This is a genomic window from Spirochaetota bacterium, assembly GCA_040756435.1.
Classification (GTDB): Bacteria; Spirochaetota; UBA4802; order UBA4802; family UB4802; genus UBA4802.
The window spans coordinates 24,453-47,258 of the sequence record JBFLZD010000004.1 but is presented as its reverse complement, the minus strand read 5'-3'; the positions used below and the strand labels follow the sequence as shown (position 1 = coordinate 47,258).

Here is a 22,806-nt window from a genome sequence, read left to right as displayed (position 1 = left end):
GAGCATTTGGGCGGAGCTAAACGTTGCCGTATGTCTGCTGTTAGGCGAAGGGTTTGAATTAATTCTCGTATTATTCATTTTTCTTCAACCCCAATAAATTGGCCAGCATTTTCCCGCGTTTAGAAATTTTCTTTGTTAAGAAGTTCCGTGGTTTTCCTATAGCGTAATCTATTGGCTCGTCAAATTGGTCTGCGGTCAGATCGATGATTCTACCCTCGGGATCCTTAATGAACCAATGTGTTTCATTTTCGCCAGTTTTCATGACATATGGGCGGCTTCCTTTTGGTGCCATATAGTGATAAACTACTTCAGCCACTACATAGCAGTAGCCTGTAGTAGGTCGCTCCTGTGTCCATTTGTCTCTGAACTGGGGCTTCAGGTATTTTCTACCCATCTGACGTAAAGCATCATTCAGTTTTTGTCTATCAATCAAATCAGTCATTCCAATACCTCTTTGATGAGTTTTATTAGCCCATCGTCCTCCATCATACTGCGGAAACGTGGATTAACCCCAGACGCATGCTGAATAGGTAACACACGTAGATTCAAATTGCCTACAGAAAATACAGGAATCTCCCCAGCCAGAATAATCTCTGAAATGTGTTCTGAGAGCGAAGGAGGATACTTAGCCTTCAAGACATAATCGAAGAAGCTATCACGGCTTGCTTTTCCCATAAGCAACAGTAATTTCGGTTTAATCATCGTGATTTCTTTAATTAGAAATCCTTTATCAATACAGTTACGTATTTCAATGCTGGTTGGTTTTCTATCGCCTTTGCCTCCTTTATTCTTGCCGGGAAAGCATTGCGCAATTTCTGTGTTGTATACTACTTTATACTTAGGGTTACAATTTGGAATTGTTACATTACCAGTAATTGTCACTTTTTGTTGGGGATAAACAGTCCGGTGGAATTTGTTGAGGAACGGTTCTAGAATAGTACCAGTTTTGCCCAGACGTCCATCTGCCTGAAAGAAATTCACTCCGCTTTTCCTGAGCTGGTTTGCCGCCAACGTCTGGGAAATAATAAAAACATCGGCTTCAGAATTTACACCACACACCAGACGTAATGATTTCTCTTTGTCCATTTGGGGACATATATGGCAGTTCTGAATATCCTTGTATAGTTCATCAAGTTCTTCTTGGTTGAACACTTAAATCACCACTACAATTTTCCCTATTCGCTCAAACCTTTCCGCTAACGTTCCCGGCGTATGCGACATTTTACCGTAGCGCAGCGGAGGTGAAAATGTGGCGTAGCCCGAGGAGCATAGCAACGATCGCTTACCCCGTGTTATCGGCTGTTGCAGGCGGTCTCAGTCAAAGGTGATTAAACCATAATTTTTTCTTTTCAACCGCTCATTTATTAGCTCTATGTCAAAGTGTTCAGGATCAAAATCGTTACCAAGCCATTCCATCATTTCATCATATTCGTCATTATTTGGATTAGAAATAATTTTAAGTAAATCTTGGTAGCCATACGGACCACCACAATCTTCAGGTGGACAACTCCTTTGACCATCTATGCATAATGGATGCTTATAAATGTTACCCTTAATAATTTTTTCTAAAACAATTTTATGTTCCCAACCATCTCCAAAATCATATTCGTATATAAATGATTGTTTTTCTTTTTGTAGTATTTGATTTAATTTTATTTTTCTATAATCAATACATTCAATGAATGATTCTTCGTCGGGTTCAGAATAAAATTTACCATCTTTAATAAATTGATGTAAATGAGAATTCGTCCAACCCATTACAGTTTGAATCACTTTATGTAAATCAGGAAGTTTAATTTGTGAATCAACAATGAATCTCCTCCATATTAAAGGTTTAATATCATTAAGACTAATTTTTAGTTGATACCACTCATTGTTTTTAAGCTTTGTTATTTTTGTTGTCATAATGGATGTTCCTTATATCAATTTAGCCTGCAATTGCATATAACGTGTTCATATACGACATTACTGTCGTGTATCCTACCATTTTGTCATTATATCTTACATTTACGTCGTCTATACCTTCTTTTGCCTGAACCTCATTTATCTTTACGTCTGGATTTAATATCGTATCCAACGGATTTTTTATTTTACCTAAAACACTATTGCTAACAAGAGTATATATCTCTGCTGTCTTAGTACTTTTATGACCCAACAACTTTTGTATGTATCTCAGATCTATTCCACTTTCTACATGTGTTGAATTATAATGAAAAGAAACACTAATCTCGTTCAAATTGGCCTTTGTAATACTGATTTGGTACATTAGTTCTCAATTCATTATCTTATTGAATTATATTATTTATAAAGAAAGCATTAAAAACGTCAATAACCTTTTTGTAACCAGTCAGCATTTTTTAAAAACAAAAAAAATGGTATTAATTTTTATAGACATGGTATATAGTATGTCCCATAAAACTCGATGAATTATGAAAACTCCACTAAGAGATTTCTGGTGCAGTATTGGATTTACTATAAGCACTATTTGCCTGCATTGAGGAACGTGAGCAACGGTTATACAAAAAATTTCGGTTGCTTCAGGAGTATGGATGGCAGCATATTCCATACCTCCCTGATGTCATTGCGAACGAAGTGCTTGCACTGAGTGCTTCGACGAGCTCAGCAACCACTTGTCGAAGTGAAGCAATCCCAAATAATGAAAGACGCGATTGCTTCGTAGCCAAAGAGGCTCCTCGCAATGACAGGAGGGAAAAAATCATTGCAAAGAGATACCTTTTAAGACACCTCACACAAGGGAGAATGAATATGAAAATTGATTCATCGTTTGTGGGAACACCGCTTAAGGATTACACCACAACCGTTACCTGGCGTGCAACAATGAATTATGCTGCAGCAGTCAATGATGCCAATCCTGTATATTTTGATGATGATGGGGGGAAAACTGTTATTGCGCCGCCCATGTTTGCAGTAGCGCTAACATGGCCAATCTCCGAGCGTATATGGGAGTACATTGAAGACAAAAACTTTCCTGTTGATATCATCAAGACCCAGGTTCATTATACCGAGCACCTTATCTTCCACAGGCCAATACGTGCCGGTGATAGACTTACCATAAAGGGGCGCATTGCAGCCATAATGCCGCATCGAGCGGGTACTGTAGTGGTTATCCGCTTTGATGCCATAGATCAGGATGGTAAGGCTGTCTTCACCGAGCATATTGGTGGCATGATGCGCGGTGTGGAGTGTATAGGCAATTCCCGTGGAAAAGAAGATTTACCCCTGGTGCCACCATTTAGTGGTGTAGCAAGTGCACAATGGGAGAAAGTTATACACATTGACCGTATGCAACCATTCATCTATGATGGGTGCACCAACATCCACTTCCCAATCCACACGTCTGTTGGCTTTGCTCGAATGGTTGGGCTGCCAGATATCATCCTCCAGGGCACAGCTACGCTTGCATTTGCTGCACGTGAACTTACCAATAATGAAGCTGCGGGCAATCCACAACTCTTGAAGGAACTTTCCTGTAGATTTACTGGCATGGTGATTCCACCAGCAGACATCCGTGTACTGCTTTTACACCGGGAAGATTATGGAAGTGGTGCTAACCTCTTTTTTGAGGTCCACGGCAACCAGGGGCGCGTTTTATCAAACGGCTATGCAAAAATATTCAATTGAATTTTTAAAAAATCTGACTATGAATGAAAAAATATTGAGATTTTTTTAGGAGCAAAAAGTGAGCACCTGTGAAAAGAGTTTTAAAAAATTATTTAATTGACTTTTACACAGGTTTTGGCCATTCACTTCCTTTCATAGAAAGAAGTTTGATTTTGGTAACTATCGCACATACTGTAAGGTTTTGCAATGAAACAATGGCTTTATAAACATAGCATGTATTGTATGCTGGCAATAATTATCTTTCCGGTAACTATCGAACAATCATATCCCAAAATTAGTGCATATATGCCGTATTATGCTCTCTATACTGAATTGCAAAACAAAACTACCCGTTATATAATTATACGAAGATTTAAATATAATTCCATACAGGCTTACCTGTATATACATCCATATACATTGCGCACGGGCATACTTAAAAACCCTAAAGGCATCATACAGCAAAATTCTTTTCACACTATTATTCAACAATGTGCTGATACACCATATGCACAATTGTATCAAAAAGCATTGCAAAAATCTAAACGTATGTTTAACGCAGGCATAACCCATGTTGATACACAGGGGATGATTTTAAGCTTTGACCTGTGTCCATCAAAACGCTCCATTGATGCTGAGTTCATTGAACAGCTGATTGCTCTGAACAAAATTTCCCCTTTACCCGTTACAATATGTATCAGCGGAAAATGGATACTCACCCATCCAGAAGATCTTAGGTGGTTACAAAGTTTAGCTTCAGATCATAAGCTTGACATCACCTGGGCAAATCACAGCTTTACTCATTTTTATTCGCGAAAACTTCCGCTGCGGAAAAACTTTATGCTGAAAGAAGATACCAGTGTGGCACGCGAAGTTTTCCAGAACGAGATCTGCATGCTGGAACACGATATTATCCCTTCTGTATTTTTTAGATTTCCGGGACTTATCTCCAACCAAACAATATATGAAAAGGTAATGGGATACGGGCTTATTCCGTTAGGTTCAGATGCATGGCTTGCAAAGGGCAAAAAGCCTGTGGCTGGCAGTATTATGTTAGTACATCTCAATGGCAATGAAAAGAAAGGTACTCAAATTTTATTACAACTTGCCCGAAGAGGGGCAATCAATATAACGAATATTGTATCATTGACGGCTGCATATGCAAATAGCTTGCAAACAGCTTCGGTACACAAAAAACAGGTTAAGCTTTAACACTACAAAACTTTGTGGCAAGAAACATTTGCCACCACTACTGTATGTTTCTGTTGTTTATTACCCCTTCAATCTTCTTTTCAAATGAGTTCAGTATATCCTTAACGGGATATATATCGGACAGCATTATATGAAACAAAGAAATGCCTTCAAGAAAAGCTATGGTTGCAACTGAGAGCGTTGTTGCATTTTTTTTAGTTGTTTCTTTCCCTATGATAGCAACAAGTTGCTCAATCCACTCTTTATATACATACTGTAGTTTGATACGCACTTTTTTATGATACAGGGCTATTTCCCACACTTCAATGAATATTTTTGCCAATTCTTCATTCAATGTAATTTTATTCTTTGCATAATCAAGCGCCAGTGACAGCGCTTCATTGAAATTTCGTGCTCCAAGTTTTTGCTTTTGTGCCCATTTTTTGAAATCATCTAAATGCAAGGCAACAATCCAATCTAAAAAATACAGCAATATCTCTTCTTTATTTTTAAAATAGTAATGCAGCATCCCGTGGTTAAGTTTGGCTTCGTGTGCTATATCCTTTATTGTTGTTCGTGCAAACGGCTTTTTAAGCAGGCAGCGATATAACGCCTGTGCTATCTCTTCTCTGCGTGTGTCTTTTAAAATGCGTCTGCCCATTATACCATGATTCCCATGTCATATTTTTTAGTTACTATCATAGAGTGTACACGTTTTTATCAGTATACTATTGTTTTAGAAATTTTCAGTGAGTCAATATTAATTTATTGACAAAATAAATATTTTATGTTAGTCAACCAACTAATATATATTACAAGGAGGTTCGTATGGCTTTATGGAAAGATACTCTCACCGATAATGATAAAAAACTCATCTTTTCCCTATTTTCACGGCACATTTCTAAAGGGCAAACCAAAACAATGCGTGCGGCACATTTAGATTTTATTGAAACTCGCCGTAAAGGTATTGGTTTTACTGACGGACTATTTGGGCGAAAGATCATTGACTGCTTCACATCAGCCGGCTGCTTCAATGTGGGAAGAGGAAATCCTGAGATTATCAAAGCATTACGGGAAGCACTCCAAATATATGATATTGGCACAAACCTTTTACCATCAAACGTTAAAAAAGAATTTATAAAAAAATTAGCTTCAATTGCTCCAGGCGATTGCAATCAGGTTATTTTTGCTTCTGGTGGAGGTGATGCAATCGATTGTGCAATAAAGTTAGCTCGTGGTGCAACGGGAAGAAAGAAAATCATTGCAATGAAAAAAGCATATCATGGCCATACCGGATATTCACTGTCAGCCAATGGTAAAGATTACTATCGCCACCTTTTTGAACCATTAGAGCCCAATTTTGTCTTTGTCCAGTTTGGTGACTTAGAGCAGGTCAAACAGGTTGCTGGTATTGATACTGCTGCTATTATCCTTGAACCCGTTCAGGGTGAAGGTGGTATCTTTGTGGGTGATGATTATTATTTGAAAGGCTTACGAACTATATGCAACCATTTTGGCATCATGCTCATCTTTGATGAAATTCAAACAGGTTTTGGGCGTACCGGCAGGATGTTTGCAAGCCAGCATAGTGGCGTGGTACCCGATATCATGACGCTTGCCAAATCAATTAGCGGCGGGCTTTTTCCTAATGCTGTGGTAATGTATCGCAACATTCCGCTTCTTACACAGTATGTCAAAAGCAATCCGGAATTTCACCAGTCAATAACCGGCGGAAGTGATATTGGGTGTGCTGTTGGTATTGCAGTGATTGACTATGTTGTTAAAAACCGCCTGTGGGAAAACGCAGCATCAATGGGTAAAATTATTATGGAAGGACTGCTTTCCATTCAGCATGAAAATCCTGACATCATAAAAGAAATTCGTGGCAGGGGCCTTATGATTGGCGTTGAATATACTCATGAATACATGGGGGCACTTATGGCCGATTCACTGGCACGGCATGGCATCTTTGCCGTATACTCAGGCAATCAACCGCAGGTAATGCGCTTCATGGTTCCCATCACCATAAATGAAGAGGAAGTAAAAAAGATGTTACATATTATACGCAAAGCGATAGTTACCATGAGAATGTACATGCCACTTACCAAACCATTATCAAAGATTCCTTTGCTTAAAAAACTGTTAGATGATATCCATGTGCAGATAGCTGTGTTTGATAGTATACGCTACTTTGAGGATATCTTAGGTATAACAAAAAGAAATTACAGTAAGGAGGCATAACATGGATTTGCAATCATTATATACAATTGTTGAAGGAAAACGCAATAATGACTTTTTCTATGATATAAAAGGCAAGCGTTATATTGACTGCTACTGTGGTGCGGGTATGTTCAACCTGGGTCGACATGTTCGGGAACTATCGAACACATTACAGGAGCAGGCAGATAAAAGCGATCAGGGCAATTTTGTGTTAATATCACAGGAAAAGGCGCTTTTAGCTGCAAAGCTTATTTCATTTATTCCAGCCAAACTCAACGGTGTATTCTTTTCAGCAGGCCGTGGTGAGGCCATGGATTTTGCCTGTAAACTGGCTCGTGGGTTTACTGGACGTACACAGCTTGTAACTGTGGATGGTGCCTATTACGGTGAAACTGGTTTTTCTGTTTCACTGTCGGATGGCGATAAAAAGAAAACCTTTGGACAGATACCTGATATTGCCACTATCCCGTTTGGCAACATACAGGCACTGGAAGAAAGAATAACAACAAAAACCGCCGCCGTTATCACCGAGACAATACAGGTAGAAAATGCATGCCGCAGTGCCAGTGAAGGCTTTTTTAAGATTATGCGTACCGTGTGCAACAAAACAGGCGCACTCATGATACTTGATGAAACACAAACCGGTATGGGCCGCACCGGTAAAAAATTTGCCTTTGAACATTATGGTGTTGAACCTGATATTCTGGTTATTGGTGAAGCACTGGGTGCTGGCATATTCCCCATTGCAGCAACAGCATTTACAAAGAAAGTTCAGAAGTTTATGAATCAGCATCCACTTATCCATCTTTCAACGTTTGGCGGACATGATTTAGGATGCAGGGTTGCCTATGAAGCACTTGAGTTATACGAAAAAACAAAACCATGGGAAAATGCTGGCAATATTGGTCAAAAGCTTCTGGTAGAACTTACTGCCTTGCAAAAACAATATCCGGGAAAAATCCTATCGGTTCACGGAATGGGACTTGCTATTGCTGTTACATTGCGCAGTAGCCAGGTGGCACAGAAAGCTGTTACAAAACTTATGAAAGAAGGAATTTTTACAACAACCGGAAAAGTAGCCCGCGATACAATCATTATACGACCGGCATTAACAATAACCGAATCAATAGCGTTGCAAATTGTAAAAGGGATAGTGAAAGTTATAAAAACTCTATAACAGTACAATCTGATAATGTACAGCAATCATCTTTGGAAGATGATGTAATTGTATATTGTTTTATATTTACACATTTTTAATAGTGTTGCAGTCACGCCACGAAAGTATATGTTGAATTATATTATTTTTACATTTTTTCTTGACGAAATATGAGTATGATGTACTCTTGTAAAAAATAAAGAAAAGATAGTATTTTTTTGTGACATACATGATTTTTTATAGTATATTTTATGAAAAGAACATATGTTAAACGAGTTGCCTTCCTGCTGAAAGAGTTTGTTAAATAACATTTTTTAGATTATGATATATGTATTAAATAATTACAGCAAAAACAAATCATCATGGAAAAATCCTCTTAATAAAGTAATAAGGAACTGTACAATATCGTTAACATAAAGTTATTTGTTATTTTAAACCATTGATATTCATTTTCGTGTAAATTTTACACAATCCATACGATTTAATCAATTATTGTATAGCAAAGACAATTCTTGTTTTTAAAGAAGCTTTTTTAAAATAAATTCCAAACTTAAATATTCTAAAGGTGTGTTATGACAAAAGTATCAAATGAAACCGTTGAAAAGAACAACAATAATAACAGAAAAAACGGGAACGGAAATGGAGATTATGCAAAAAAAGGCAACGGGACCATTCAGGAAGGCCGTTTGGATTTAGCTGAACTTAAATCAAAAACTATCAGCTCCCTTATGGAAATTGCCCGTTCCATGGGAATTGAGGGAGTTTCAGGACTAAAAAAACAAGACCTTATATTTGAAATATTAAAAGCTCAAACTGAACGCAGCGGTTTAATCTTCTCAAGCGGTGTACTGGAAGTACTTAACGATGGATACGGTTTCCTGCGTTCACCTAACTACAGCTACCTGCCCGGCCCTGACGATATCTATGTATCACCTTCACAGATACGGCTTTTTGGCTTACGAACAGGAGATACTGTTGCAGGTCAAATTAGGCCACCCAAGGATAATGAACGCTTTTTTGCTCTGCTCCGTATTGAAGCAGTCAATTACGAAAACCCTGAAAAGTTGCAAAACCGTGTATTATTTGATAACCTCACACCACTGTATCCTGAAACACGCATAAACTTAGAAACATCACCTGATGAAATAGATATGCGCATTCTTAATATTATTGCTCCCATTGGTATGGGACAGCGTGCATTGATTGTTGCTCCTCCCCGTACCGGTAAAACCATAATCTTACAGAAGATAGCAAATGCTATCACCACAAATCATCCTGATATTATACTGATAGTATTGCTCATTGATGAGCGGCCTGAAGAAGTAACCGACATGGAGCGTTCGGTTAAGGGTGAGGTTATTTCATCAACATTTGATGAACCTGCTTCTCGCCACGTTCAGGTAAGTGAGATGGTACTTGAAAAAGCAAAAAGGCTTGTTGAGCATAAAAAAGATGTGGTTATACTTCTTGATTCAATCACCCGTCTGGCACGCGCATATAACCAGGTGGTGCCAACAAGCGGTAAGATTTTATCTGGTGGTGTTGACTCAAACGCATTGCATAAACCAAAACGTTTCTTTGGGGCAGCCCGTAACATTGAAGGTGGTGGCAGCCTGACCATTATAGCAACCGCTCTCATTGAAACAGGAAGCCGCATGGATGAGGTTATCTTTGAAGAGTTCAAAGGCACTGGAAATTGTGAAATCGTACTTGACAGAAAATTAGCCGATAGAAGAATATTCCCCGCAATTGATATCAACAAGTCCGGCACCCGAAAAGAAGAGCTTCTGGTTGATGCCGAAGAACTCAACAAGATATGGATTTTGCGAAAAGTCCTTTCCTCAATGAGTTCAACTGAGGCAATGGAATTTTTAATTGAAAAAATGCGCGGCACAAAGAATAACAGGGCATTTTTCAAAGCAATGCAGGGATAATTGTGATATATTTATTTCTATAAGGATAAGGAGATAGTTATGAAAAAGGGAATACATCCTGAATATTACGATACTGTGATAAAGTGCGCATGCGGTAATGAAATACCAACACGTTCAACGGTAAAAGATCTTCATGTTGAAATATGTTCAAACTGTCATCCGTTTTATACCAAAAAGCAGAAGATTGTAGACACAACTGGACGTGTAGAAAAATTTAAGAAGAAATACAATATCAAATAATTTTTAGTAACATTTAGTACTGATTATTTACGATATAGTATGAGTACGTAAACATGCGTCACCTTGAAAAAGGTGGCGAAGTTTTTTATACAGTTTGCCGTATTTCTTCATAAATACGATATACTAACGTGCTTTTAATGCATTATATTCTTTTTATCTAACCCATAAAAAGCAAGTTTAATTGTATAAAATTTACACACTCATATGTTGTGCTGTATAAATTTTATACAACTGTTACTTTTTTTAAAAATTTGATGGGTAAAATATTGACGATTTGAGATAATATCTGTATATTTGGCTAAGTATTTTAGCAACTAATTATTTTATTTTTTACTATTTTAGCCATACATTCTGATTTTTCAAATTATTTTAATAAATATTTTAAAAAAATTACTCAGGAATAGCTGTTTTTATAGTATTTATAACGAATTATCTCGCATAATTATAACTTTATGAAAATTTTGGCACATATATTGCTAACTACTATAGGTAAAGCGAAATTCATGGAGAGGAGGCAGCCATGAAAAAATACAATGACTTTGAAGATTTGTCAATCAATCAGTACTTTAATGCAATCAATCAGGTAGAACTTCTTACACCTGAAGAAGAGATTGAACTTGCAAAGAAAAAATGCAAAGGTGATGAAAAGGCAAAAGAAGCCCTGATTAATGCCAATTTGCGACTTGTGGTAAAGATTGCAAAAAATTATACTAATTTGGAATCTTCATTGATTGACCTTATCCAGGAAGGTAATCTGGGATTAATCAGAGCAGCAGAGAAGTTTGATTACAAGATGGGCTGCCGATTCTCAACGTATGCTTCATACTGGATTAAACACTATATTACACGATTTATTGCAAAGCGAAGCCGTACCATTCGTGTTCCTATACGGAAAGGTGACCTTTTCAAGAAGATTAAAAGGGCTCAGGATGAGCTTACCAACGAATTAGGTAAAGAACCTTCGTATAAAGATATTGCAGATATGTTAGGTATTGATGAGCGTAGCGTAAGCGATATATTAGAGGTATTCCAACCAACAGTGTCATTAGAGTATCCACTTAATGACGAAGAGTTCAACCTTTACGAAGTGGTAAGCGATGAAAAGTTTTTATCACCTGATACCAGCATTTCACGCCGCGATCTCAAGAAAGAGTTAGAGATAGCAATGGAATCGCTGATGGAAAACGAACGGCTGATATTAACAAAACGGTTTGGCCTTGATGGCAATGAACCCGTGACATTGAAAGACGTTGGTAACGAGTTTGGCATCTCTGCTGAAACTGTACGCCAGATAGAAGCCCGTGCAATGCAGAAGATAAAGCAGCGATTTGCATATTTAGCAGATTACATTGAATAGAATATATATTGCATCGCAAAAGGGGTGTCCCAAAAGACACCTCTTTTGGAATGAATTTTGCCTTCCTGTCATTACGAGGAACGAAGTGACGAAGCAATCCTTTCTTTCGTGGTATTGAGACTGCCACCCTTCGACAAACTCAGGGCAGGTGCTACGCTCACAGAAACGTACACTGTGGTCATTGCCCCCCACGGTTTCTTTTTAAGACGACCCCTTTTTTATTTTTTTATCCTTCTGTAATATAATATGGTTACGCAATCAGATAAATCATAAATGACAATACCTACGTTATTAGGTAAAATCCCTGGTTTTATCTAAATTTTTATTTACAAAATACCTGTTTTATTATATTAACATCCATAGTAGTATTATCATCCATTTTTGGGGGCTTTATGAAAAATCACAAAAAGCTGATTATACTTTTTATACTTATGGTAGTGTGCATTGCCATTATAGTGTATTTAACTGATGGGTATCAAGAAAAAGATAATACCAGCATGTTGTTCTTCAATGGCAATATCATAACCGTTGACAATACCACACTCAAACCTGAAGCGGTTTTTATAAAGGGAGGCAGAATCTATTTTACTGGTACAATACAGGATGCACTCACACTAACCGATGTCCATACCATAAAAATAAATCTTAAAGGACGCACGCTTATTCCTGGTTTTAACGATAATCATACACATACACTTGCTGCTGGTTCATTCTATTCTGAAGCAATATTATGGAACAAAACCTGTGAAGAGATAGTAGCTATTATAGAACAAGAAGCTAAAACAAAAAAACCCGGGGAACTTATTTCAGGTAACTCATGGGACTATACCACATGCCCCAAACCTCATAAATCACTACTTGATAAAGCAGCCCCCAATAATCCGGTATTTTTAACACAATATTCCGGGCATGCCGCATGGGTTAATTCACGGATGCTTGAAGAAATGGGAATAGATAAAAATACACCTGACCCTAAAGGTGGTCAGATTGTACGTGATGAAAAGGGAGAACCAACAGGGATACTGCGAGATACTGCTATGGGAACATCTGAATACGGCAAATTCATAAAACAGATACTATCGCCAAGCTTACATAAAAAACTCATTACTAAGGCTCTGACCCTTTACAAAGAGGCTGGCATCACATCAGTTCAGGACAACACGTGGGAACCATTCACGGTAAGGCTATTAAAAAAATATCGTAATTCACAGGAACTATCGACCAGATTCACGTGCTGGCCCATGGGCAACTCACCATTGTACTATGCCTTCAACTGGTTTACATCATTTGACAAAAACGATCACTGGGTTAGGAAAGGATTGGTTAAATACTTTGCAGATGGTGCATTTTCAACACGGACTGCATGGCTTTCACAGGAATATGCTGACGAACCGGGGAACTTTGGCTCACCACGGTATACAACCCAGGAATTAGAAACAATTGTTATGGAAGCTGCTAAAGAAAAACAACAGATCACCTTTCACGCCATTGGTGACAGAGCGGTAACTGAAGTGCTCAATGCCGTTGAAAAAGCACAGGCTGTATACCCATGGACAAAAACATTGCGATTTAGAATTGAACATATTCAAATTATCAATCCCAACGACATTAAGCGAATGAAAAACTTAGGTATTGTTGCCAGTGTTCAACCATTTACACTATGCAATCCCAAAAAAGATGAAACGCTATTAGGGAAAGCACGAGCAAAAAAAGCATACATGTTTTATTCAATATATAAAGCGGGAGTCCCTGTTTCATTTGGCTCAGATATACCCGCCGAAGTGGATTATCAGCCTCTTTTGGGCATCTATTACGCTGTAACACGTAAAAGTAAAGACGGCACTATGGGGCCTCTCAACAAAAATGAATGTTTTTCTCCATATGAAGCGCTGTATTGTTACACAATGGGTTCGGCGTATGCAGAATTTATGGAAAACGAGAAAGGCTCCATTACAAAAGGGAAACTGGCTGATTTTGTGGTTCTTTCGGATAATCTTTTGAATGTTCCAGTACACACTATCAAAGATATTAAAGTATTAATGACAGTAACCGGGGGAAGGATAGTGTATAAACATAATGATTTTTAAGTATTTGATAACAAGAAGGGGCATTGTTAAAAAAGCCCCTTCCCTTGCTATTTATATTACCATTTTAGATTGTCTAACTCCTGAAGCATCTTATAACAAGAAGGTTGTGTCCTCAAAAGACATCTCTTTGCAATGACTTTTGCCCTCCTGTCATTGTGAGGAACGAAGTGACGAAGCAATCCAATACAACCTGACTGCGCGTGCAATATGCACGTGGCAGCATCACTTTTTGTCATTGCCAGGATCCTCCTTGGGCAACGAAGCAATCACGTCTTTCATTATTAGGGATTGCTTCACTTCGACAAGTGGTTGCTGAGCTCGTCGAAGCACTCAGTGCAAGCACTTCGTTCGCAATGACATCAGGAAGGTATGGAATTGATTTGCTACGCTCGCAATGACTTTGCAACCGCGTCATTAAGATCCCCACTGTTTGTTTAGGGATACCCTCGTATTTCAATTTATATTACCGCTTCAGATTAATTAACTCCTGAAGCATCTGAACATAACAATGGGGTTTATAAAAACCCCATTTATTTTAATCTATATTACCGCTTCAGGTTTATCAATTCCTGAAGCATCTGGTCCGATGTGGTGATGGTTCGTGAATTTGCCTGAAATCCTCTCTGAGTTATAATCATATCGGTAAACTGCTCGGACAGGTCAACATTTGACATCTCAAGCGTACCGGCCACAATCTTTCCTCTGCCTGCCTCACCTGCTGGCCCTATTAACGGGAGTCCAGAGTTATTGGATACCTCAAACATATTATCGCCCGTTGCAATTAACCCCTGCGGATTGGTAAACACTGCAGTGGCCACCTGCCCTATCATCTGCTTGGTGCCATTAGAATATACAGCAGTGATGATGCCTGAGTTATCCACTGTAAAAGATTCCATATACCCCATTGCATAGCCATCCTGTTCAACAGCCTTGGTGGTAGATGGCGAAGAAAATTGCGTGATACCTTCAACAAGCCCTGAACTACCAAAATCAAGCCGTATATTGCGCAGTGTGGGATCACCAGCCACACGATAGCTTAAATTGACTTCAAGCTTACCCTGATTTATCTCATCGGGGCTGTTTGCATCAGCAACCGACACAATACGCCCTTCAGGGGAAAATTTTAGTACAACCCTGGTTGACCCATTTATCTGGTTTGGCTGATTGCCACCATTGGGCACGTCAAGAGTCACAAGCTCAGTATCGGTTATGGCGGCAGAAGCAGTCCATTCATTTACCCCACTTTTCCAGAAATTGAGAGTCAATCTATGGGGGTTACCCAACTTATCATATATATCAATGTTGGTAGTCACTCCAGCAGATGTTCTCATAATTGCGTTGGCATCATTGGGAACTATAGGCAGCTTTGAGTCTAAATTACATTTATATTTTACATAGTTGGTTTCTTTAGCAGGCACCTTTCCATAAATAGGAACAATAATATCCTCAACAGTACCGGATGTATTGATAACCTTTTCCCCGGCAGCATTTGTTGTAGCCATCCATCCCTGCACTTTAAGCCCATTTGCAGGATTTACCAGCGTCCCATCCTTATCAAGTGCAAATGTGCCGGCACGTGTATACAGGTGCTTTTGCCCATCAGCAACAATAAAGAATCCATCGCCGGATATTGCCATATCAGTATTAACACCGGTTGTCTGTAAGCTACCCTGAGTAAATATCTTGTCAATGGCTGCAATATTCATACCCAGGCCAACCTGTCGCGGATTAATACCACCACGGTTTTCCTCAGGCTTTGCAGCGCCTGAAATAGTTTGCGAGAGCATATCCTGGAAGGTAACTCTGCTGTACTTAAATCCATAGGTATTGACATTTGAAATATTGTTGCCAATGACATCCATCCGTGTCTGATGGTTTTTAAGTCCTGAAACACCTGCAAAAAGTGATCGCATCATATCGCAAAACTCCTGTTAATCTAATTTCTCACTGGTTCTATGTGTGATGAACTGCCTTTACTGAAGGCGTTCATTGAATATGCTTCTACAGCGTTTTGTTTTTCCGGTACCACGTTTTCCTTTATTTCCTGTTTTACTGTAACATCAGTGTTTGTGGCAGCGGTATTTTTTTCTGGGCGATAGTTACTGGGTAAATAGACCGCATGTATATCATTGAGTGAAACCTCAGCAGAACCAATAATCACCTTAACACCATCCTGCCTGTACACAACACCACTTACCAATCCTCGTACAATCTGCTGGCTTGCAAAATCAACCGCTTCAACCTCTTTGCCAATAAGTGAAAATGCATCACTGGATTGGGAACGTAACACCAGCTTTTCAATTGATTGATTCATATTACTCATCTGTTCAAGGGAAGAGAATTGTGCCATCTGGCTTATGAATTCGCGGTCATTCATGGGCTGTGTGGGGTCCTGATGCCGCAGTTCAGCCACCAGCAATTTAAGAAATGAGTCCTTATCAAGCTCTGATGGCAATTTACCCTTCTTGGCTTTAAGCTTTGCATTAACTTCATTTGCTTGAAACTGTGCTTTTGCTACATCTTCGCCTGACATTCGTAATGCATCGGGCATTGTTTTCTCCTTATATTATAACGTCCAGTAATCCATCATGGTATATATATCGGTTGCTTGTCACTTCATATTCAGCATTTTCAATAGTTTGTTTATGTGATAATCCTTGCATTTCAGTAAATTCACGCTGACGATGCTCTTTAACATTTACTTCAAACTCACCTACCTGCACACCATTGTGTTCTAGCTCCCAGCGAATTGATTCCAGTTGCTGTAATAGCAGCTCTTTTGCCTCATGGCTTTCAACAACAAAGCGGCCACTTAAAATACCATGTTCAAGCCCTAAGTTTACAGAAAGTTTACCTAAACTTTCAGGATACAATTTTAATGAAAGACTAGTTTTATCACCTTCCTGCATTACTTTAGCTTTGTTTAAAAGCTGCATCAGCTGTTCCTGCACCACAGGTTTGGCAAAAGTAGCGGTATTGGAATTGTGCTTTGCATTTACCTGAATAAATGAGTCATGGCGCTCAGTTGCCTGTCCTTTTTTGTCAAGTTTTGGGCTATCTTCTATCTTCCCTTTCTGCTTCACTGCATCAAGAAGAGCGGTTTCACTATTTTTTACTGTTTTTGTAGTTTTGTGGTCAGCATAGTGCAGCTGCATATCATTACCGCTTTTACGTACCATTTTTTTATTTTTATTGTCCGATAGTTCATTATAGTGAATCACTGGATTCAGTACCAGTTTGTGTAAATCTTTCTTATCCATTTGTTGCATTGTAGTAAGCTGAGCTATCAGCTGTTTGAGGTCACTCTTTCGCACATCCCGTGCATGATTTTGCCCATCGACAATCTTTTGTAATTGATTAATGGTATCATGAAGCGTCTCTTTCTCTGACTTCTTCGCAATAATTGCGTTTGCAAAAAGTTTTTGATCTTTATTATTGTTTACTGTAGGGAGTTTAAAAGCATAGAATGCGTCTTTTTTGTAAATTCTTTGTTTTACAGTAAGGGCATTTTTATCAGTAACTATCGCCTTATTATTTGAATGGAATGAAGAACCTGCTAATGATTGCATTACATCTTTTTCCACATACACGTCATTATTTTGTTCATTCCGCCTGTGAGCAGGTGTTCTTTCTATATGTTTTGATTCATCCTGTGCTCTATCATATTTCTTTTCTTTATTTTCTTTTACCTGCATGGTTGCACCATCGGTAACATAGTGCATTGAATCAACTGTCTGGTTGTATGTAATATCCGCAGCCTCACTCCCTTTTTGCATTGTGTCCTTCAATAGAGAACTAAATGATAGCTCTGGCTCATTATTTTTCATATGGTGCGTATTTTGTACTTTATACTCAAAATCCAGCACAACAGGTTTTATCATATCAATATCCTGTAATAAGATAAAGTCTTACCATTAATATCGAATGACCTGTTTTTTTTAATGAATTAATTCAGCAATTATTCAAAAAAAATATTCCATAATGGTAAAGAGCAGCACTTCTCCATTATGTCATATTAGTTTGCATTTTTGCCCTTAATAAAAGATATGGATACCAAATCCCCAAAATTGGCCTAAATAAAAATATAAAAATTTTAATATAAAAATATAAAATTTTTTGTTGCATTAAAATACTTGTGATATATATGGTACTGTAACTTCTGCGCTATTACCTGCAATGTTTAAAGCAGGTGTATAGCGGCGTTATTTGGAATGTAATACTTCCATAATTGCCGATCCTCCATTTTTTATGGATCCCAGACTCACGTCCCCAAAATGGGAGACCTCTTGGACACTCATCCCTGTCAAAAGCAGGGATGCTTTTTTTTGTATTTTTTTTATTTTTTTTCTTTACATGCTATATATTTGTTTTTAATTGCATTTTAATTTTTAGTATATGTGCCGATTCAAATACTATAAATTTTATAGTAGAAAAATCTAATTTTTTTGCGACATAATACGGTATTTTTCTTGACAAAATATATTTTTTATATTTGGAAGAAATAGATTATTAATTGTGATTAAAAAACTTTTATTATAAAGTGAGGTACACAAATAAATGGAAGCAATTGAATCACTGCAAAATACAGAAACACAGGAGCCTCCGGATTTTTCCACCTCAAATACTGATGAGCCTCCCTCGGCGTGTAATGCACAATCAAATGTGATAACAATCCTGCCTTCACGGCATGTTGTTCATAAACCTACCACCAGCAATAAAACAAAGATTTTCAGAAAACTTTTTTATCCCGATATTATTGATTCGCAATGGAATGACTGGCGGTGGCAGATTGCTCACAGAATACGTACCTATGAAGAATTATCTGCAATTCTTGAACTTACTGAAAGTGAAAAGAATGCATTAATCAGTCATACGCAGTTGCCCATGTCAATAACACCATATTATGCCAGCCTCATTGACCGCAATAACCCCAATGACCCAATTCGCCGCTGTGTAGTTCCAACAATACATGAACTGGAACATAATCATGGCGAATCTGAAGACCCCCTTTCAGAAGATGACGACAGTCCGGTCCCGGGATTGGTGCATCGCTATCCCGATAGAGTTTTGTTTTTAGCAACCGATTTTTGCTCAACGTATTGTCGGTACTGCACACGCTCACGCATCGTTGGACGATCAAATTGTACACTACCAGGTAAAAACTGGGATACAGCATTACGCTATATTGCTGAACATACCCAAATCAGGGATGTTCTTATTTCTGGCGGTGACCCACTGACAATGAATGAATCCATGGTAGAGTACCTTCTTAGCCGTCTTAGAGCAATCCCACATGTTGAGATTATCCGTATTGGCACTAAAGTTCCAGCGGTATTGCCACAGCGCATCACCCATTCACTGGTAAGCATGTTACGAAAATATCATCCATTATGGATAAACATCCATTTCACCCATCCCGATGAGATAACACCTGAAACCATGAAAGCATGTAACAGGCTTGCAAATGCAGGTATACCACTGGGCAGCCAGACAGTGCTCCTTAAAGGCATTAATGATAATGTTGAAACACTGAAAAAACTTTACCATCTGCTTTTGCAATGCAGGGTACGCCCCTATTATCTGTATCAATGTGACCCCATAGTAGGTTCGCAGCATTTTCGCACTTCAGTTGCTAAAGGTCTTGAAATGATTGAAGGGCTGCGTGGTCATACAACAGGGCTTGCAGTTCCTCACTATGTCATAGATGCACCGGGAGGCGGAGGCAAGGTACCATTGTTACCCACCTACTATCAGGGTATGGACGGGAATAGTGTTATTCTTAAAAACTACGAACATAAATATTTCTACTATCCTGAAACAACATGATCAGCAAAGCCATGCGTGTTGGCATTACCTATGACTTACGCGACGATTACCGGGCAATGGGTTATGATGATGAAACTATTGCGGAATTTGATAGTATAGAAACTATTAATGCTATTGATACCACGCTGCAGCAATTAGGTTTTACCACTGAAAGAATTGGCCACATCAAACATCTTGTTTCACGCCTTGCCAGTGGTCAACGCTGGGATATAGTATTCAATATAGCTGAAGGAATGCACGGTATTGGCCGTGAAGCCCAGATCCCCGCACTGCTGGATGCATACGCCATACCCTACACCTTTTCCGATCCACTGGTGCTGGCACTTACCTTGAACAAAGCCATGACAAAACAGATAGTACGCGACAGTAATATCCCCACACCCCCATTTGTGCTTGTTACCGGTATTGAAGACATAAAACGCTGTTCCCTTACCTACCCATTATTTGCAAAACCATACGCTGAGGGAACCGGAAAAGGCATTACTGCTGCTTCAGTTATCCGTGATGCCGGTGAGCTTGAATCAACCTGTATACTATTGCTTGAAAAGTATAAACAGCCAGTTCTGGTAGAAGAATACCTCCCCGGAAGAGAATTTACTGTGGGGATAGTTGGTAGCGGCAATACTGCTAAAGCTATCGGAACTATAGAAATCATTTTACTGGATAATGCCGAAAAGGATGTGTATTCCTTCATCAATAAGGAACGATGTGAAGAACGTGTGGAATACAGGCTTGTAGATGATACCGCAGCACAAAAGTCAGCCCATGTTGCACTTGAGGCATGGAAAGCATTAGGCTGCCGTGATGCAGGGCGGGTGGACATTAAGTGCGATAGTTCCGGCAATCCACATTTTCTTGAAGTAAACCCCCTTGCTGGGCTTCACCCCACACACTCCGACCTCCCAATAATATGCTCTAAAGTTAACATATCATATCAGCAGTTAATTGCAACCATCATGCATAATGCATTAACACGCTACTATCTGATAGGTAATGCTCCCAAAAAATTATCTTCATTTATCATAAAATAATAGTTGCACAAATACAATAACATAAAAAATTTGTATCAGACAGTGTAACACACCCACCCTGAGTCACTGGTGTGTAATTATACATTAAACTTTAATAAAGTTGGCATCATGGAGATAATCTTTATTCACCAGTATGTACCTGATAATGCTCCGTTGGATGAAAAGGATGTACTGGAGCAGCGAGATGAACTTGCTGAAATTTTTATCCAGATGGGTTACACAGTAGGTTCCCGTGCAATACAATCACATTTAGACCTTTTGTCATTGCAGGAGCTTTTACAAAGCAGGTGCATTGTATTTAATCTGTGTGAAAGTTTGTTTGGGCGTGACGACCTGATGTTTTTAGCCCCTTTTATGCTTGAGCAGTATGGCATTCCGTTTACCGGTTCAGGTTCACATGCCATTGCACTAAGTTGCCACAAGCTTGAAAGTAAAAAACTCATGATGCAACATGGTATTCCAACCCCTTCATATATTACCGGTGACAGTGAGTATCATGAAACCCTGAATGGCATTTATATTATCAAACCATATAATACGCATGCATCCATTAATATTACCCAGGATTCAATTGTTCAGGTACAATCCCGCAGTGATTTCAATACTCTAAAAGAAAAGCTTGTTTCTTCACCCAATCTATTTGCCGAGGAATATATTGATGGAAGGGAGTTTAATATTTCACTTCTTTTAACCGATGATGGAGTGCAGATACTTCCTCATGCCGAAATTCATTTTGATAATTATCCCCCTGATAAGTATAAAATTGTAGATTATGAAGCAAAATGGGTTCATGACTCATTTGCCTACGAAAATACAAACCGAAGCTTTTCATTTACCCAGGAAGACAGGCCAATACTGGATGAAATTGACAGAATATCATTACAATTATGGGATATCTTCAAATTAAATGGCTATGCACGCATTGATTTCAGGGTCAAAAACAATGAAGTCTTTGTGCTTGAAGTTAACGCTAACCCCTGCATATCAATTTACAGCGGATTTATGGCCGCAGTCAGGGAATACGGTTTAAGCTTTTCTCAGGCACTTGATATTATTATTAAACATCCTGTTATTTCAAAAAAATATATATGTGAAGCAGATGAAGCATTTAATTAAAAACCAAATTCAGTACAGGGATTACCCAATTCATACCGATTGTGAGGCAATAGTATCAATTCTTGACGCAACCGGTTTTTTTTATCCCGAAGAGGTGGATATTGCGCTAGAACTCATTAACGAAAAAATAAACTATCCTGATAGCTCAAGTTATGAATTTATTTTTGCTGAATACCAAACTACTGTCGTTGGATATATATGCTACGGTAAAATACCATTGACCAAAGCCTCATGGGATGTGTACTGGATTGCGGTGCATCCTGATTTCCAGGGTAACGGTATTGGATATTCATTGCTGTCAAAAGCAGAAGAAAAAACAGTAAGGCATGATGGTAAACATTTTTATATAGAAACCTCTGGCAGAAAACAGTATGAACCCACACATTCATTCTATCTGAAAGCTGGATACACTATTAGCGCAGTATTTAAGGATTTTTATGCTGATGGTGATGATAAACTTGTGTTTTATAAAAAATTAACAACAATAATTCCTTAAAAAATTTCATAATGAATATAGTGTACACCCCCGCAGCCTTCGGCGGCGGGGGTGTACACTACTTTATATTTTATTCAAATTTCCTCATTTAGGAATAATTAGTGAAAAATTAATATAAAACCAATTGTTGTTTAATTCCTGAAGGGATTAAGTCATTGTAGTATCAACACTATCCTTAACAGTAACTATCGCCCCAATTAATATTTTCTTTGCTTTTTTATAATTTCCATTAGAATCTTGACAAATAGAGTGTTACATTGATGTATATTACTGTGAGGTACCTATGGAATGCTCATGCGGTGGTATATTAACAGAAGGACGAAGCTCGTATAGTGTCAGTGGACAGCATTTTTATTTAGTCATAGAAGATATCCCGGCCTATAAATGCAACCGGTGCGGTAAAATATTGTTTGAAGATGATGTTGTGGATAAAATAAAAGCATTACTGAAACGGGTTGAACGGGACACAAAAGAAATTGTTACCGGAACACCTTCGGTACATACATACGACTATTAATTTTTTACCCATAC

At 38.4% G+C, this 22,806-nt stretch carries 22 protein-coding genes; 13 read left to right on the top strand and 9 right to left on the bottom strand.

Annotated elements, in window-relative coordinates; genetic code table 11:
- Positions 1-70 precede the first annotated feature (70 nt).
- The 4 genes from AB1444_02170 to AB1444_02155 form a co-directional block, all read right to left on the bottom strand.
- Complete coding sequence (locus tag AB1444_02170; GenBank protein MEW6525459.1) at positions 71-442, bottom strand: hypothetical protein; 372 nt, start codon at positions 440-442, stop codon at positions 71-73.
- Complete coding sequence (locus tag AB1444_02165; GenBank protein MEW6525458.1) at positions 439-1,152, bottom strand: uracil-DNA glycosylase family protein; 714 nt, start codon at positions 1,150-1,152, stop codon at positions 439-441. The genes AB1444_02170 and AB1444_02165 overlap by 4 nt, the downstream gene beginning before the upstream one ends.
- 162 nt (positions 1,153-1,314) lie before the next feature.
- Entirely contained in the window at positions 1,315-1,905 is a 591-nt protein-coding gene (locus tag AB1444_02160; protein MEW6525457.1) for a plasmid pRiA4b ORF-3 family protein, read from the bottom strand.
- A gap of 22 nt (positions 1,906-1,927) precedes the next feature.
- Positions 1,928-2,236: a hypothetical protein gene (locus AB1444_02155; GenBank protein ID MEW6525456.1), complete on the bottom strand. Its 309-nt coding sequence runs from the start codon at positions 2,234-2,236 to the stop codon at positions 1,928-1,930.
- Positions 2,237-2,766: 530 nt separating this feature from the next.
- On the opposite strand from AB1444_02155, the gene AB1444_02150 reads away from it, so the two are divergent.
- Positions 2,767-3,642, top strand: a complete 876-nt coding sequence (locus AB1444_02150) for a MaoC family dehydratase N-terminal domain-containing protein (protein ID MEW6525455.1) — start codon at positions 2,767-2,769, stop codon at positions 3,640-3,642.
- 222 nt (positions 3,643-3,864) lie between these two features.
- On the top strand, positions 3,865-4,833 hold the full coding sequence (locus AB1444_02145; protein ID MEW6525454.1) for a hypothetical protein: 969 nt from the start codon (positions 3,865-3,867) through the stop codon (positions 4,831-4,833).
- A gap of 37 nt (positions 4,834-4,870) precedes the next feature.
- Here the strand turns inward: AB1444_02145 and AB1444_02140 are convergent, their stop codons facing one another.
- Positions 4,871-5,473, bottom strand: a complete 603-nt coding sequence (locus AB1444_02140) for a TetR/AcrR family transcriptional regulator (GenBank protein MEW6525453.1) — start codon at positions 5,471-5,473, stop codon at positions 4,871-4,873.
- Between the two features lie 167 nt (positions 5,474-5,640).
- Between AB1444_02140 and AB1444_02135 the strand changes: the two genes are divergently transcribed.
- From AB1444_02135 to AB1444_02110, 6 genes are all read left to right on the top strand, one after another.
- Entirely contained in the window at positions 5,641-7,053 is a 1,413-nt protein-coding gene (locus AB1444_02135) for an aminotransferase class III-fold pyridoxal phosphate-dependent enzyme (GenBank protein MEW6525452.1), read from the top strand.
- Position 7,054: 1 nt separating this feature from the next.
- The gene (locus AB1444_02130) at positions 7,055-8,209 is read left to right on the top strand and encodes an aspartate aminotransferase family protein (GenBank protein ID MEW6525451.1); all 1,155 of its coding nucleotides are present in this window, start codon (positions 7,055-7,057) and stop codon (positions 8,207-8,209) included.
- A 551-nt stretch (positions 8,210-8,760) separates the two neighbouring features.
- Complete coding sequence (gene rho, locus AB1444_02125) at positions 8,761-10,122, top strand: transcription termination factor Rho (GenBank protein ID MEW6525450.1); 1,362 nt, start codon at positions 8,761-8,763, stop codon at positions 10,120-10,122.
- A 39-nt stretch (positions 10,123-10,161) separates the two neighbouring features.
- The gene (gene rpmE, locus AB1444_02120; protein MEW6525449.1) at positions 10,162-10,362 is read left to right on the top strand and encodes a 50S ribosomal protein L31; all 201 of its coding nucleotides are present in this window, start codon (positions 10,162-10,164) and stop codon (positions 10,360-10,362) included.
- Positions 10,363-10,882: 520 nt separating this feature from the next.
- Positions 10,883-11,719, top strand: coding sequence for an RNA polymerase sigma factor RpoD/SigA (locus AB1444_02115; protein ID MEW6525448.1), 837 nt, complete (start codon positions 10,883-10,885; stop codon positions 11,717-11,719).
- A 392-nt stretch (positions 11,720-12,111) separates the two neighbouring features.
- Entirely contained in the window at positions 12,112-13,806 is a 1,695-nt protein-coding gene (locus AB1444_02110) for an amidohydrolase (GenBank protein MEW6525447.1), read from the top strand.
- A gap of 56 nt (positions 13,807-13,862) precedes the next feature.
- Here AB1444_02110 and AB1444_02105 read toward each other — a convergent pair whose 3' ends face one another.
- The 4 genes from AB1444_02105 to AB1444_02090 form a co-directional block, all read right to left on the bottom strand.
- A complete protein-coding gene (locus tag AB1444_02105; GenBank protein ID MEW6525446.1) occupies positions 13,863-14,042 on the bottom strand; it encodes a hypothetical protein in 180 nt (59 codons plus the stop codon).
- Positions 14,043-14,351: 309 nt separating this feature from the next.
- Positions 14,352-15,722 (bottom strand): flagellar hook protein FlgE, encoded by a 1,371-nt coding sequence (gene flgE / locus AB1444_02100; GenBank protein ID MEW6525445.1) that lies wholly within the window; start codon positions 15,720-15,722, stop codon positions 14,352-14,354.
- Positions 15,723-15,742: 20 nt separating this feature from the next.
- Complete coding sequence (locus AB1444_02095) at positions 15,743-16,357, bottom strand: flagellar hook capping FlgD N-terminal domain-containing protein (GenBank protein ID MEW6525444.1); 615 nt, start codon at positions 16,355-16,357, stop codon at positions 15,743-15,745.
- A 10-nt stretch (positions 16,358-16,367) separates the two neighbouring features.
- Positions 16,368-17,687 (bottom strand): flagellar hook-length control protein FliK, encoded by a 1,320-nt coding sequence (locus tag AB1444_02090; protein MEW6525443.1) that lies wholly within the window; start codon positions 17,685-17,687, stop codon positions 16,368-16,370.
- 676 nt (positions 17,688-18,363) lie between these two features.
- Between AB1444_02090 and AB1444_02085 the strand changes: the two genes are divergently transcribed.
- From AB1444_02085 to AB1444_02065, 5 genes are all read left to right on the top strand, one after another.
- Positions 18,364-19,632 (top strand): KamA family radical SAM protein, encoded by a 1,269-nt coding sequence (locus AB1444_02085; protein MEW6525442.1) that lies wholly within the window; start codon positions 18,364-18,366, stop codon positions 19,630-19,632.
- Positions 19,629-20,663, top strand: a complete 1,035-nt coding sequence (locus tag AB1444_02080; protein MEW6525441.1) for a D-alanine--D-alanine ligase — start codon at positions 19,629-19,631, stop codon at positions 20,661-20,663. The genes AB1444_02085 and AB1444_02080 overlap by 4 nt, the downstream gene beginning before the upstream one ends.
- A 108-nt stretch (positions 20,664-20,771) precedes the next feature.
- Complete coding sequence (locus AB1444_02075) at positions 20,772-21,779, top strand: ATP-grasp domain-containing protein (protein ID MEW6525440.1); 1,008 nt, start codon at positions 20,772-20,774, stop codon at positions 21,777-21,779.
- Entirely contained in the window at positions 21,763-22,275 is a 513-nt protein-coding gene (locus tag AB1444_02070) for a GNAT family N-acetyltransferase (protein ID MEW6525439.1), read from the top strand. Before AB1444_02075 ends, AB1444_02070 begins: the two co-directional genes overlap by 17 nt.
- Positions 22,276-22,558: 283 nt before the next feature.
- Positions 22,559-22,792 (top strand): YgiT-type zinc finger protein, encoded by a 234-nt coding sequence (locus AB1444_02065; GenBank protein ID MEW6525438.1) that lies wholly within the window; start codon positions 22,559-22,561, stop codon positions 22,790-22,792.
- Positions 22,793-22,806 lie beyond the last annotated feature (14 nt).